At 64.6% G+C, this 12,233-nt stretch carries 15 protein-coding genes; 11 read left to right on the top strand and 4 right to left on the bottom strand.

What is annotated here, in order from left to right:
* Nucleotides 1–15 precede the first annotated feature (15 nt).
* Both GRI38_RS12740 and otsB read right to left on the bottom strand, forming a co-directional pair.
* Nucleotides 16–1,851 carry a glycoside hydrolase family 15 protein gene (locus tag GRI38_RS12740; RefSeq protein ID WP_160684791.1) on the bottom strand — a complete coding sequence of 612 codons (1,836 nt, stop codon included), beginning with the start codon at nt 1,849–1,851 and terminating at the stop codon, nt 16–18.
* Nucleotides 1,848–2,606: a trehalose-phosphatase gene (gene otsB / locus GRI38_RS12735; protein ID WP_160684788.1), complete on the bottom strand. Its 759-nt coding sequence runs from the start codon at nt 2,604–2,606 to the stop codon at nt 1,848–1,850. Before otsB ends, GRI38_RS12740 begins: the two co-directional genes overlap by 4 nt.
* A 180-nt stretch (nt 2,607–2,786) precedes the next feature.
* Here otsB and GRI38_RS12730 point away from each other — a divergent pair, with 180 nt between their 5' ends.
* From GRI38_RS12730 to GRI38_RS12685, 10 genes are all read left to right on the top strand, one after another.
* A complete protein-coding gene (locus tag GRI38_RS12730) occupies nt 2,787–3,242 on the top strand; it encodes an SUF system Fe-S cluster assembly regulator (protein WP_160684764.1) in 456 nt (151 codons plus the stop codon).
* Nucleotides 3,239–4,744: a Fe-S cluster assembly protein SufB gene (gene sufB / locus GRI38_RS12725; protein WP_160684761.1), complete on the top strand. Its 1,506-nt coding sequence runs from the start codon at nt 3,239–3,241 to the stop codon at nt 4,742–4,744. The genes GRI38_RS12730 and sufB overlap by 4 nt, the downstream gene beginning before the upstream one ends.
* 136 nt (nt 4,745–4,880) lie before the next feature.
* Nucleotides 4,881–5,285, top strand: coding sequence for a hypothetical protein (locus GRI38_RS12720; RefSeq protein WP_160684758.1), 405 nt, complete (start codon nt 4,881–4,883; stop codon nt 5,283–5,285).
* Nucleotides 5,282–5,788, top strand: coding sequence for an endonuclease domain-containing protein (locus GRI38_RS12715; protein ID WP_160684755.1), 507 nt, complete (start codon nt 5,282–5,284; stop codon nt 5,786–5,788). The genes GRI38_RS12720 and GRI38_RS12715 overlap by 4 nt, the downstream gene beginning before the upstream one ends.
* Before the next feature lie 138 nt (nt 5,789–5,926).
* The gene (gene sufC / locus GRI38_RS12710; protein ID WP_160684752.1) at nt 5,927–6,673 is read left to right on the top strand and encodes a Fe-S cluster assembly ATPase SufC; all 747 of its coding nucleotides are present in this window, start codon (nt 5,927–5,929) and stop codon (nt 6,671–6,673) included.
* On the top strand, nt 6,670–7,062 hold the full coding sequence (locus GRI38_RS12705; protein ID WP_160684749.1) for a hypothetical protein: 393 nt from the start codon (nt 6,670–6,672) through the stop codon (nt 7,060–7,062). The genes sufC and GRI38_RS12705 overlap by 4 nt, the downstream gene beginning before the upstream one ends.
* Nucleotides 7,059–7,817: a SufD family Fe-S cluster assembly protein gene (locus GRI38_RS12700; protein ID WP_160684746.1), complete on the top strand. Its 759-nt coding sequence runs from the start codon at nt 7,059–7,061 to the stop codon at nt 7,815–7,817. Before GRI38_RS12705 ends, GRI38_RS12700 begins: the two co-directional genes overlap by 4 nt.
* The gene (locus GRI38_RS12695; protein WP_160684743.1) at nt 7,814–9,043 is read left to right on the top strand and encodes a SufS family cysteine desulfurase; all 1,230 of its coding nucleotides are present in this window, start codon (nt 7,814–7,816) and stop codon (nt 9,041–9,043) included. Before GRI38_RS12700 ends, GRI38_RS12695 begins: the two co-directional genes overlap by 4 nt.
* An 11-nt stretch (nt 9,044–9,054) precedes the next feature.
* The gene (locus GRI38_RS12690; protein WP_160684905.1) at nt 9,055–9,567 is read left to right on the top strand and encodes an SUF system Fe-S cluster assembly protein; all 513 of its coding nucleotides are present in this window, start codon (nt 9,055–9,057) and stop codon (nt 9,565–9,567) included.
* A complete protein-coding gene (locus GRI38_RS12685; protein WP_202389986.1) occupies nt 9,567–9,923 on the top strand; it encodes a HesB/IscA family protein in 357 nt (118 codons plus the stop codon). Before GRI38_RS12690 ends, GRI38_RS12685 begins: the two co-directional genes overlap by 1 nt.
* 27 nt (nt 9,924–9,950) lie before the next feature.
* Here GRI38_RS12685 and GRI38_RS12680 read toward each other — a convergent pair whose 3' ends face one another.
* Entirely contained in the window at nt 9,951–10,382 is a 432-nt protein-coding gene (locus tag GRI38_RS12680) for a hypothetical protein (protein WP_237487543.1), read from the bottom strand.
* On the bottom strand, nt 10,379–11,074 hold the full coding sequence (locus GRI38_RS12675) for an EI24 domain-containing protein (RefSeq protein ID WP_160684737.1): 696 nt from the start codon (nt 11,072–11,074) through the stop codon (nt 10,379–10,381). Before GRI38_RS12675 ends, GRI38_RS12680 begins: the two co-directional genes overlap by 4 nt.
* A gap of 151 nt (nt 11,075–11,225) precedes the next feature.
* Between GRI38_RS12675 and GRI38_RS12670 the strand changes: the two genes are divergently transcribed.
* Nucleotides 11,226–12,221, top strand: coding sequence for an adenosine kinase (locus tag GRI38_RS12670; RefSeq protein ID WP_160684734.1), 996 nt, complete (start codon nt 11,226–11,228; stop codon nt 12,219–12,221).
* Nucleotides 12,222–12,233: the final 12 nt, after the last annotated feature.

The following is a 12,233-nucleotide window of genomic DNA, read 5'->3' as shown; positions in this document are numbered from 1 at the left end:
CCAAACCAACCAAGCTCAACGCACGGCGTTCCATTTGCGCGACAGGAGGCCGGCACAGTTGATGATCCCGACCAGCGAGTAGGTCTGCGGGAAATTCCCCCACAATTCGCCCGTTTCGAAATCGAGGTCTTCGGATAGCAGCCCCGAGGGCGTGCGGTGGGCCAGCATCGCTTCGAACAGCTGGCGCGCTTCCTCGTCCCGCCCGACGAGGTGCAATGCCTCGATCAGCCAGAAGGTGCAGATGTTGAAGGCCGTTTCTGGCGCGCCGAAATCGTCCTCCGCCGCATAGCGCAGCATGTGTTCGCCGCGCCGCAACTCCTTCTCGATCATCGCGAAGGTCGAGAGGAACCGTTCGTCGGACGGATCGATGAAGCGCAGTTCGACGAGTTGCAGCAGGCTCGCATCGAGATAGTCGCTTTCGAAGGAAGCGGTGTAATGGCCGCCCTGCCCGTTTTCCTTCCAGGCGTTCTTGTCGATCGTCTCGCGGATGCGGTTGGCCCGGTCCTGCCAGAATTCGTAGCGGTCCGTCTTGCCGAGGCGCTCGGCCACATTCGCCAGCCGGTCGCAGGCGGCCCAGCTCATCACGGCGGAATAGGTATGGACTTCCTGCCGCGTGCGAAATTCCCACAGGCCGGCATCGGGCTGGTCGTGCATCTTCCAGGCCATGTCCCCGACCTGTTCGAGGCTTTCGAAATCGCCCTCATCCGCCATCCGCAACAGCCGCCGGTCGAAGAACGCCTGCGCCGTCGGCAGGACGATCTGCCCGTAGCAATCGTGCTGAACCTGTTCGTAGGCGGCATTGCCGATCCTGACCGGACCCATGCCGCGATAACCGGCAAGGTCGCCCGCCATGCCTTCCTCGAGCTGCGCCGCGCCCATGACCGAATAGAGCGGCTGGATCTGGCCGCCCGCCGCCTGGTCGACGAGATTGCGCAGATAGGCGAGGTATTTCTCGAGAACGTCGAGCGCGCCGAGGCGGTTCAACGCCTGCACCGTGTAATAGCTGTCGCGGATCCAGCAGAAGCGGTAGTCCCAGTTGCGCTGCGAACCCGGTGCCTCCGGGATGGAGGTGGTGAGCGCGGCGACGATCGCGCCCGTTTCCTCGTGCTGGCATAGCTTCAGCGTGATCGCGCAGCGGATCACCTCGTCCTGCCATTCCATCGGCGTCGCGAGGCCGCGCACCCACAACTGCCAGTATTTGCGCGTCAGTTCGAGCATCCGGCGCACTTCGGAGCGGACGTTGCCGGAAAAGGGTTCGTCCGGGCCGAGGAAGAAATGCTGGTCCGCTTCGACGCGGTAGCTGCGCTCTTCGAGAATGTAGCCGACCGGTGCATCGGTCGAGAGGCGCATTGCCTGGTCGCCTACGAGATAGCGCACATGGTTCGTGCCATGCGTGGTCGCGGCAAGGTGAGAGCCGTAATTGCGCATCGGGGCAAGGCGCACCCGCAGGCGTGGTGCTCCTGCGACCGGGCGCACGATCCGCGCGACGGCGACGGGCCGATACATCCGCCCCGCATTCTCGTAGCGCGGGCAGAAGTCGCGGATTTCGACGGCGCTGCCATCCTCGGCGGTCAGTTTCGTAACGAGGACCGCCGTGTTGCGCTCGTAATGCTGCTCCGCAGAAACCTGTCCTTCGAGTTCGAAGCGCCACACGCCGACCTCGTCGTTCTCGCCGTTCAGCAGCGCGCAGAACACCGGATCGCCGTCGACACGCGGGACGCAGCCCCACACGATCCCCGCGCGCTCGTCGATGAGGGTGCTGATCTGGCAATTCCCGATCGGCCACAGCCTCAGGTTCTGCGTGTGTCCGCCTGCCTCGCCGGGCTCGCTCGCCCCGTTCGTTTCGGTCATCCGTTCAATTCCAGTTGGAGCCAGTCATGCACCGCCGCCGGGTCGGGCAATGCGTATCTGGCTGCGGTTTCGCCGCGGTCCCCGACACATATGCCGAAGCCGCCGGCCTTCGTTGCCGCCTTGAAGCCATCCTCGTCCGTTACATCGTCACCGATAAAGACCGGCAGCGCACCTTGGAAGGGGGCAATTGCGAGAAAGGCCGCGACCGCCCCGCCCTTGTCCGCGCCGGGCCGCACCAGTTCGACGACGCATTTGCCGCGCTTGACGGCGAGGTCGTTGGCGCGCGCCGTCTCTTCCATGAAGGCGATTACCTGCGGCTCGCTCGCCGGATTGCCGCGATAGTGCAGCGCGCCGCCATGCTCCTTCGTCTCCTTTAGCACACCGTCGGTTGCCGCGGCGAACTCCGCCAGGGCGGCGACGACTGCGGGATCGAGCGGACGGGGCCGGTCGCCCAGCACCTCGCCCGTCGCCGTGACCCGGTGTGCGCCGTGCGAGCCGGCCTGCGCCAGTGCGAGGGGGCCGAGATGCTTCGCCAGATCATCGAGCGCCCGGCCGCTGATGAGTGCGAGCCGCCCCGCCAGCCGCTCGGACGAGGCTTCGAGAGCGCGGGCCAGCCCGTCCGGCACGACGATCGCATCGGGTCCGTCGGCAATGGCGACAAGGGTTCCGTCGAAGTCGAGGAACAGGGCGACGGGCCGCGCTTCGGCGAGGTCGGCGAGCGGGGGCGGCGGGGGCAGGTCACTGGCAGCGGTCATCTCGCCCTGCCCCTTGCCCAAACATCGCGCGTCTTTGAAGGGGCTTTGCCTTTCGGATGCGCAAAAATTCGCGGAAATGCTAACGACTCGCAACAAGGGGATTTGCGTTGAAAGGGCGTTTTGGCGCTCTTACGTGCAATTCGGAACGATCCTGTCCGATTTGGAGCTCAACGGCCCGCCATGCGCCTTTCGAACCTAGCCGATTACGCCGTCGTGACGATGTGCGCCGCGGCCCGCCATTGCGGCGGGGGGCGGGTTTCGGCCAGCGAACTGGCGCGCGAGACCGCCCTGCCCGCCCCGACCGTGCAGAAGATCGTCAGCAAGCTGTCGGGCGCGGGCCTGCTCCGCTCGGAGCGCGGGGCGAAGGGCGGACTGCAACTTGGCCGGCCCGCCGCGGCGATCACGCTGACCGACATCGTCGAGGCGGTCGAGGGGCCGATCGCGCTCACCGCCTGCGTCGACGAAACCAAGGCCGACTGCTCTCTTCATGACAGTTGCAGCGTCAAGCCGCACTGGCCCCTCGTCAACGAGGCGATGCGCGGCGCGCTTTCCGAAATCACTCTCGACCGGCTCGCGCGGCTCCCCGCTGCGGCTGTGCCGACGCCCGAACTTATCTCTACGATGGAACCTGCATGACCGACCAGATCGACACGAAACCGGAAATCGACCGGGACGAAATGGACCGAGAGGCGAGGGAAGCGGTCGCCCGCTCCTCCGAATACGAGCATGGCTGGGCGAGCGACATTGAGCAGGATTTCGCCCCCAAGGGTCTGAACGAGGACACCGTCCGCTTCATCTCCGCCAAGAAGAAGGAGCCCGAGTGGATGCTCGAATGGCGCCTCAAGGCGTTCCGCCTGTGGCTGGACATGAAGGAGCCGGACTGGGCCAAGATCGGCTATCCCGCGATCGACTATCAGGACGCCTATTACTACGCCGAACCCAAGGCCAAGCCGAAGCTCGAATCGCTCGACGAACTCGACCCGGAGATCAAGCGAGTCTACGACAAGCTCGGCATTCCCATCGCGGAGCAGGAAGTGCTTGCCGGGGTCGAGGGCGCGCGAAAGGTTGCCGTCGATGCGGTCTTCGACAGCGTGTCGGTGGCGACGACTTTCCGGAAAGAGCTGGAAAGCGCCGGAGTGATCTTCCGCAGCATTTCGGAAGCGATCCGCGAATATCCCGACCTCGTGAAGAAGTGGCTCGGCAAGGTCGTGCCGCAGCGCGACAACTATTTCGCGACCTTGAACAGCGCGGTCTTCTCGGACGGCACCTTCGTCTACATCCCCGAGGGCGTGCGCTGCCCGATGGAACTGAGCACCTATTTCCGCATCAATGCGGAAAATACCGGCCAGTTCGAGCGCACGCTGATCGTCGCCGAAAAAGGCAGCTATGTCAGCTATCTGGAAGGCTGCACCGCGCCCATGCGCGACGAGAACCAGCTGCACGCAGCGGTCGTCGAACTGGTCGCGATGGAAGATGCCGAGATCAAATATTCGACCGTCCAGAACTGGTATCCCGGCGATGCGAACGGCAAGGGCGGCATCTACAACTTCGTCACGAAGCGCGGGCTGTGTCAGGGTGCGCGCAGCAAGATCAGCTGGACCCAGGTCGAAACCGGCAGCGCGGTGACCTGGAAATATCCGTCCTGCGTGCTGAACGGCGAGGACAGCGTGGGCGAGTTCTACTCGGTCGCGGTGACGAACAATCACCAGCAGGCCGATACCGGCACCAAGATGATCCATAACGGCAAGGGCAGCCGCTCGACGATCATTTCCAAGGGCATTTCGGCAGGCAAGTCGGACAATACCTATCGCGGCCTCGTCCGCGTCGGGCCGAACGCCGACAATGTCCGCAACTTCACGCAGTGCGACAGCCTGCTGCTCGGCAGCGAATGCGGGGCGCATACCGTCCCCTATATCGAGGTGAAGAACCCGACCGCGACCATCGAGCACGAGGCGACGACGTCCAAGATTTCCGAGGACCAGCTGTTCTACGCGATGCAGCGCGGACTGGACGAGGAAGAGGCAGTGGCCCTCATCGTCAACGGCTTCGCCAAGGACGTGATGAAGCAGCTGCCGATGGAGTTCGCGGTCGAGGCGCAGAAGCTGCTCGCGATCAGTCTGGAAGGCTCGGTCGGATGAGCAATTTTGCCCCATCCTCAACCGTCACCCCGGCACAGGCCGGGGTCCAGGGCAACTCGGGGCAGTGCTCCGCAGCTTTCGATTCCGGCCTCCGCCGGAATGACCGGGCAGCAATCTTACGCGAAAGGAATTCGGCATGACGATGACGACGATTTTTGGCGCGGCCCTCATCACCGGCGCGCAGCTTTCGGGTAGCCCCGTCCTGCCGCCCGATGGCGATGTCGTGACCGGTCCACCCGAGCAACTGCTTCTCGCGCAATATGAGCAGTGCCTGTCCTTCGAGATCGAGGCGCGCATCGAAACCGACCTGTCCGCCGATGTGGTGTTCGACGAGAGCCACGCCGCCTGCGCCCCGTTCTTCGATGCGTTTGCGGACATTGCCCAGTCGCGCGTGCTGCTGGCCGATTTCGACTATCGTGCCGAGCGCGCCGCCCTTCTCACGGCGATCCGCAATGTCTCGGTCCGCATCATCGATGCCCGCCAGGGCGGCGACCTGACCCGCGACCGCCTCCCCCTCGAACTGCCGAGCGTCATTACATGAGCGAACGCAAGAAACTTTCCCTCGGTTCGTCCGCAGCCGAGAAGGCGGACAAAACCTCCGCCTGGAACGTGTCCGAGGCGCGCAAGGACAAGCTGCACGACCGCGCCCGCTACAATCGCCGCAATCCGAGCGAGGCGGAGGAGCGGATGTGGTCGATCCTGAAGGATAAGGGGATTGGCAATTTTGCCTTCACCCGGCAGGTCGTCATGGGTTCCTCGATTGTCGACTTCGCCTGCAAGGCGCGCTGGCTGGTGATCGAGATTTCCTCCGGCGGCGAGGCGGAGCGCAAGATCGCGGAATTGAGCGACCGCAAGCTTGCCGATGTCGGCGTGCGCGTCCTGCGCTTTACCGAGGAAGAGGTCATGGGCGACCTCGAACCGATCAAACAGACGATCTTTGCCGAATTGCAGAAACCCTTCGACAAGCCGCGCCGCGAACGCGCCGCTCCGCAGCAGCGCAGCGGCACCACACGCGAATTTCACCGCCAAGGATCAATTCGCTAGCCAATGCCAATGATGAATCCAAAAGCTGTAAGGACGCACTATGGGTGACTTGAGCACCGGCCAGACACTCCTGTTTTGGATCGCCGTATTTCTCGCAATTTGGGGCGGCTATCTATTCACGAAAAAGAAGAAATAACGATGCTTGAAATCGAAAACCTACATACGAAAGTCGGCGAAACCGAGATCCTCAAGGGTCTCGACCTCGAAGTGAACGCGGGCGAGATCCACGCGATCATGGGGCCGAACGGCGCGGGCAAGTCCACGCTGTCCTATGCGCTCGGCGGCCGGCCCGGCTACGAGGTGACCGCCGGCTCGGTTACGTTCGAGGGACAGGACCTGCTCGACATGGAACCGCATGAGCGCGCCGCGGCGGGCCTGTTCCTGGGCTTTCAGTATCCGGTCGAGATCCCCGGCATCTCCAACGTCCAGTTCCTGCGCGAAGCCCTGAACTCCCAGCGCAAGGCGCGGGGCGAGGAGCCGCTGTCGGGCGGCGAGTTCCTCAAACACGCAAAGGAACAGGCCGCGCTTCTGAAACTCGACATGGACATGCTCAAGCGGCAGGTGAATGTCGGCTTCTCGGGCGGCGAGAAGAAGCGCGCGGAAATGGTCCAGATGGGCATTCTCGATCCGAAATTCGCAGTGCTCGACGAGACCGACAGCGGCCTCGACATCGACGCCCTGCGCATCGTCGGCGAAGGCATCAACGCGATCATGCGCAAGCCCGACAAGGGCGTGCTCATCATCACGCACTATCAGCGCCTGCTCGACTATGTCCGCCCCGATTACGTCCATATCCTCAGTCGCGGACAGATCGTGAAGACCGGCGGCCCCGATCTTGCGAAACAACTCGAAGAGCAGGGCTATGACGAGGTGATGGCAGCATGAGCATCGCGATAATCTCCAGCCTGTTGCTGATGCAGGCGGCCCCCGCCGACACCGCCGAACCGATGCTCGAGGACGTCCAGCAGGAAATCGTCGTCATCGCCGAGCGGCTGAAGGACTGGAAGGGACGCCTCGGCAAGGACGATACGGGCCTGTCCTGCGAGACGACGAAGTCGAGCGGCGATGCTCAAGTCGATGCGATCCGCTGCGACGCGATGATCGCCTGCTTTACTCCGATCGAGGACGCGATGGACGCAGCCTACGCCTCCGACGATGCTGCACCGGAACGACGTGCGCGGATCAATGCCCTCGTCGAGACGACGGTGCCCTGCATCAGCGACTACGAACGGCAGGCAGCGATCGCCCTCGCCGAGGAAAGGGCTGGCGTATGAGCGAAAGCGTGATTCTTCCGACCAGCAAGGACGAGGCCTGGCGCTATTCCGACATCGACGCGCTCGAGGGAATGGACCTCGGCACCTTCGATGCCTGGCGCGACATCACCGTTCCCCCCGGCGAGACCTATCGCGAGTGCTTCGTCGTGCCCGATGACGACAAGGTCGAACTCACCCGCCTGCGCATCCGCATCGGCAAGGGCGCGCGCTGCGAGATCTTCGCGGTCAATGGCGGCGGGCTCTTCAGTCGCATAGAAATCGTCGCAATGCTGGAAGAGGCTGCGCATTTCGAACTCGGCGGCGTGACTTTGGGCGGGCGCGAGACGACCCGCGAATTCGTCGTGCGGGTGGCGCATGAGGAACCCCGCGCCACTTCGAACCAGACCGTGCGGAGCGTTCACTGGGGCCGCGGGACCGGCAATTTTCTCGGCCGGATCGACGTCGTCCGCGATGCGCAGAAGACCGATGCGGCGCAGAGCTTCAAGGGGCTGCTGCTCGACAAGGGCGCGAGCGCCAACGCCGTGCCGCAGCTCGAAATCTATGCCGACGACGTGAAGTGCGAGCACGGCGCGACCGTCGGGCAGATGGACGAAATGGCGCGGTATTACATGGCGGCGCGCGGCATTCCTCCCGAAGACGCACGCAAGCTGCTCGTCCGGGCGTTTCTCGCCGATGCCTTCGTCGCACTGGATGACGAGGCGGAACGGGAAAGGATGATGGATGCCGCCATCGCCAAGCTGGACAAGCATCTGTGAACGAAACCGAGACCCTTTCGCGCAAGGCGGACTTTCCGGGGCTGGTGACCGCGGACGGCGATCCGTGGCATTACCTCGACACGGCAGCGACCGCACAAAAGCCGCGGGCCGTGATCGACGCGATGGCGCGGGCCCTGGGCGAAGACTATGCCACGGTCCATCGCGGCGTCTACGGGCGCAGCGCGAACATGACGCTGGGCTTCGAGGCGGCGCGCAAGCGGGTTGCGCGATTTATCGGCGCGGCAAGCGAGAACGAGGTCGTCTTCGTGCGCGGCGCGACCGAGGGCATCAACCTCGTCGCGCAAAGCTGGGGCGCAGCGAACCTCAAGGAAGGCGACCGGATCGTCCTGTCGCAACTCGAACACCATTCCAACATCGTCCCCTGGCAACTCATCGCCGAGCGGACCGGCGCGGCAATCGACGTCTGCCCGCTGACCGAGAACGGGCTGATCGATCTCGACGCGTTGGAAGCGATGCTGACCGAGCGGCACAAGATCGTCGCGCTGGCCCATGTATCCAATGTCCTAGGCTCGATCCTCGGCGCACAGCGCGCGGCACGCGCGGCGCACTCGGTCGGCGCGAAGCTGCTGCTCGACGGCTGCCAGTCCGCCCCGCGTATGCGGCTCGACATGGACGAACTCGATTGCGATTTCTTCGTCTTTTCGGGTCACAAGCTCTACGGTCCGACGGGCATCGGAGTATTGTGGGCGCGCGAGAAGCTGCTCGATGCGATGCCGCCATGGCAGGGCGGGGGCGCGATGATCGAGCAGGTGGCCTTCGAGCAATCGACCTATGCGCCGCCGCCGCAACGCTTCGAGGCGGGCACGCCGATGATCTGCGAGGCGATCGCGCTTCACGCGGCCATCGACTATGTCGAGAAGGTCGCCGGCCCCGGCGGCATGGAAGGGCTTTTCGCGCATGAAAGCGCGCTTGCAGCCAAGACCCGCGCGGCCCTGCAGAGTGTCAATTCTGTGCGGCTGCTGGGACCGGAAAAATCTGCCGGAATCGTCTCTTTCGTAATGGAAGGGGTTCATCCGCACGACCTCGGCACCATATTGGACGAGGAAAACGTGGCGATCAGGGCCGGTCATCACTGCGCGCAGCCGCTCATGGCGCATCTGGGCGTTCCCGCGACGGCGCGGGCGAGTTTCGGCCTCTACAGCGACGAAAGCGATATCGACGCGCTCCTGCGCGGTATCGAACGGACGCAGAAGATTTTCGCCTGAGGATAAGCATGATGAGCGAAGAACAGGAAAAGGATTTCATCGCGGCGCCCGCGCCCAACGAGCAGGTGGTGGATACGCTGGCCAAGCCGCCGCGCGCCCGCGTGTCGGATGCGCCGCTGGAGGACAGCGAAAGCGCCTCGGCCAAGCTCGAACGGAAGCGCGACTATCTCGAAGGCTTCCTTGCCAAAAAGCCCGAGGAAACGGCGGTTAGCGGACCCGGCGGCGAATTGCAGCAGGCCGTGATCGACGCGCTGAAGGAAATCTACGACCCGGAAATTCCGGTCAACATCTACGATCTCGGCCTCATCTACGGCGTGGAAGTCGACGAGGAAAAGGACGTCACCGTCACCATGACGCTGACCACCCCGCATTGCCCCGTCGCCGAAACCATGCCGGGCGAGGTCGAGTTGCGCGCCGCCAGCGTGCCGGGCGTGCGCGATGCGGAGGTCAACCTCGTCTGGGACCCGCCCTGGGGCCCCGACAAGATGACCGACGAGGCGCGCCTCGAACTGGGAATGCTGTGATGAGCGATACGAAAACGAGACAGCGCCCGGCCGCCGTCAACCTCACCCAAAGCGCGGAGCAGCGCATCGCGGACCTGATGGCGAAGGCGCCGGAGGATGCGATCGGCGTCAAGCTGTCGACGCCGCGCCGCGGCTGTTCGGGGCTCGCTTATTCGGTCGATTACGTCACGTCAGAAGATAAGTTCGACGAGAAGATCGAGACGCCCGGCGGCACGTTCTACATCGATGGTGCCTCGGTCCTCTATCTCGTCGGTTCGACGATGGACTGGCGCGAGGACGACTTCACTGCCGGCTTCGTGTTCGACAATCCCAACGCCAAGGGCGCCTGCGGCTGCGGCGAAAGCTTCATGGTATAGCGGCCTCGTGCCGAACGTCTTGCGCGACTAGTTGCGCCTGAGGGCGCGCACGCAGCTTGCCCTGTCGACCTCCGCACCGTCGCTCGCCCGGCGCGCCTCGGTATGCGTTGCTACCGCCTCGGCTCCCGGTCGCAGCGGATAGAGGTAGATGTCGAGCACGCACGGCTCGCCTGTGAATTGCAGCTTCATCGCGTCGCCTTCGGGCGTGCGGAGGCGCGGCTGCCCGAACAATCGTTGCAGCCCGGCGGCATCGCGTCCGATCACGTCCTCCAGTCCGCGCATGCGCTGGATTTGCGGGGGGATGAAGCCGACCGAAGGCGGAGCGGGATCGGTCCGCGGAACGCTCTGCTGCGGCGGTGCCGGGGTGGGCCGCTGCACGGGGGCGGGCGCGGTCGAGGGGACGCAGGCTGCCAGCGACACGGTGGCCGCGAGCAGGGACATTCGGGAATAGAGTTTCATCGTCTGGATACTCCGCGATGGACGAGATGCGTTGCACTCGCCGCGCCGATGACCGGCGCAAGCAGGTTGAGGAAAGGTATTGCGAGAAGGGCGACGATCGCCCCGCCGAGCAGGAAGCGGGTAAGGAACCCGATGGGCGCAATCTTGGCCGCGTTCGTGGCATGGGCGGCGGGGTGGCGCTGCCAGACTATGTCCCGCAATTCGCGCCCGAGCAGCACGGCATTGACGAGAGCGAAGACGATGGCCGGACCGATCGCGGTGAACAGCAGCAGGAGCGCCACCGGCAAGGCCAGCGCATTGAGCGCCAGCGCCCGCACCGTTGCCCGTGTCGAATTGCGCATTTCACGCGCGAAGGGCAGCGAGCGCATCTGTTCGGCGGCTTCGGGATAATGGCGCTCTTCGACGGCGCGCACGACATCGTCGGCGAAGAACTGGATGACGGCGAGCGCCACGATGCGGAACAGGAACCAGCTGCCGATGATCACGATGAGCAAGGTGACGAGACCCGTCCACTCGCTCGCTTGCCCCGCGCCCCAGCGCGTGAACAGCCCATCGAGGGCGTAATATAGTGCGATACCCAGCCCTGCGAAGATCGCCAGCGTCCAGCCGAGCGACTTCGCGAGTACGGCAAGGATACGCCTGTCCGAAAGCTGGGCGAAGGAGAGGGAAAGGGCGCGGAGAAGTTCGGTCATGGCAAGGTCGCTCGCGATGCTGCCCGGCCCCGCCAGCGTCAAGCCCGCAAATCTTGGCGGGACCGCTGGGGCTTGGCCGATGCGGCGCAAGAAGCTAACGCGCGCCAAGCAATCGTCCAACCGACCTTAATCCAGCCTGTCAGGAGCCTCCATGTCCGAACCCCGCTACGACGTCATCGCCATCGGCAACGCCATCGTCGACGTCATCGCCTCCTGCGAGGACGATTTGATCGAGGAACTCGGCCTCAATCGCGGCGGCATGACCCTCGTCGATACGGAGCGTGCGACCGAACTCTACGATGCGATGGGTCCGGCGCGGGAGATCTCGGGCGGTTCGGCGGCGAACACGCTGGCGGGTCTCGCTTCGCTCGGCGCGCAATGCGCGTTCATCGGGCAGGTTGCCGACGACCAGCTGGGCGAGGTCTTCGCGCACGACATTCGCGCGGCCGGCATCGACTTCGACACCGAGGCGCGCGAGGGCGAGCCGCCCACCGGACGCTGCCTCATCTTCGTGACCCCCGACGGGGAGCGCACGATGAACACCTTTCTGGGCGCGTCGCAGTTTCTGCCTGAGGCGGCGCTGACCGAAGAGGCCATCCGCTCCGCGTCCATCCTCTATCTCGAAGGCTATCTCTGGGATCCGGAAGAACCGCGCGGAGCCATGCGGCGGGCAATCTCCGTCGCGCGCGGTGCGGGGCGCAAGGTCGCGTTCACCGCCAGCGAGAGCTTTGTCATCGACCGGCACGGCGACGATTTTCGCGCGCTGATCGAGGAAGGGATGATCGACATCCTCTTCGTCAATGAAGGCGAACTGGCGACGCTGACCGGCGAGACAGAATTCGAGGACGGCATCGCCGCGCTGAAGGACAAGCTACCGGTCCTCGTCGCCACGCGCGGTCCCAACGGCGCGGTCGCGCTTGCCGGTGGAGAGCGGGCGGAAGTGGCCGCCGAACCGGTCGCGAAGGTCGTCGATACGACCGGCGCGGGCGATCAGTTCGCGGCCGGCTTCCTGTCGGGCCACGTAAAAGGCGAACCGCTCGAGCGCTGCCTTCGACGGGGCGCGCTCGCCGCCGCCGAAGTCATCGCGCATTACGGCCCGCGGCCCGAAACCGACCTTGCACAGCTGATCGCCGGCAAGATCGATTGATCGGAGCGGCGG

Source organism: Parapontixanthobacter aurantiacus (assembly GCF_009827635.1).
Lineage (GTDB): Bacteria > Pseudomonadota > Alphaproteobacteria > Sphingomonadales > Sphingomonadaceae > Parapontixanthobacter > Parapontixanthobacter aurantiacus.
The sequence above is the reverse complement of the archived record's forward strand: the minus strand, read 5'-3'. Positions and strand labels throughout refer to the sequence as shown.

What these genes read in the sequence shown, in the direction of transcription:
- GRI38_RS12740 (WP_160684791.1), bottom strand. Translation starts at nt 1,851, where the DNA reads ATGACCGAAACGAACGGGGCGAGCGAGCCCGGCGAGGCAGGCGGACAC.
- otsB (WP_160684788.1), bottom strand. Translation starts at nt 2,606, where the DNA reads ATGACCGCTGCCAGTGACCTGCCCCCGCCGCCCCCGCTCGCCGACCTC.
- GRI38_RS12730 (WP_160684764.1), top strand. Translation starts at nt 2,787, where the DNA reads ATGCGCCTTTCGAACCTAGCCGATTACGCCGTCGTGACGATGTGCGCC.
- sufB (WP_160684761.1), top strand. Translation starts at nt 3,239, where the DNA reads ATGACCGACCAGATCGACACGAAACCGGAAATCGACCGGGACGAAATG.
- GRI38_RS12720 (WP_160684758.1), top strand. Translation starts at nt 4,881, where the DNA reads ATGACGATGACGACGATTTTTGGCGCGGCCCTCATCACCGGCGCGCAG.
- GRI38_RS12715 (WP_160684755.1), top strand. Translation starts at nt 5,282, where the DNA reads ATGAGCGAACGCAAGAAACTTTCCCTCGGTTCGTCCGCAGCCGAGAAG.
- sufC (WP_160684752.1), top strand. Translation starts at nt 5,927, where the DNA reads ATGCTTGAAATCGAAAACCTACATACGAAAGTCGGCGAAACCGAGATC.
- GRI38_RS12705 (WP_160684749.1), top strand. Translation starts at nt 6,670, where the DNA reads ATGAGCATCGCGATAATCTCCAGCCTGTTGCTGATGCAGGCGGCCCCC.
- GRI38_RS12700 (WP_160684746.1), top strand. Translation starts at nt 7,059, where the DNA reads ATGAGCGAAAGCGTGATTCTTCCGACCAGCAAGGACGAGGCCTGGCGC.
- GRI38_RS12690 (WP_160684905.1), top strand. Translation starts at nt 9,055, where the DNA reads ATGAGCGAAGAACAGGAAAAGGATTTCATCGCGGCGCCCGCGCCCAAC.
- GRI38_RS12685 (WP_202389986.1), top strand. Translation starts at nt 9,567, where the DNA reads ATGAGCGATACGAAAACGAGACAGCGCCCGGCCGCCGTCAACCTCACC.
- GRI38_RS12680 (WP_237487543.1), bottom strand. Translation starts at nt 10,382, where the DNA reads ATGAAACTCTATTCCCGAATGTCCCTGCTCGCGGCCACCGTGTCGCTG.
- GRI38_RS12675 (WP_160684737.1), bottom strand. Translation starts at nt 11,074, where the DNA reads ATGACCGAACTTCTCCGCGCCCTTTCCCTCTCCTTCGCCCAGCTTTCG.
- GRI38_RS12670 (WP_160684734.1), top strand. Translation starts at nt 11,226, where the DNA reads ATGTCCGAACCCCGCTACGACGTCATCGCCATCGGCAACGCCATCGTC.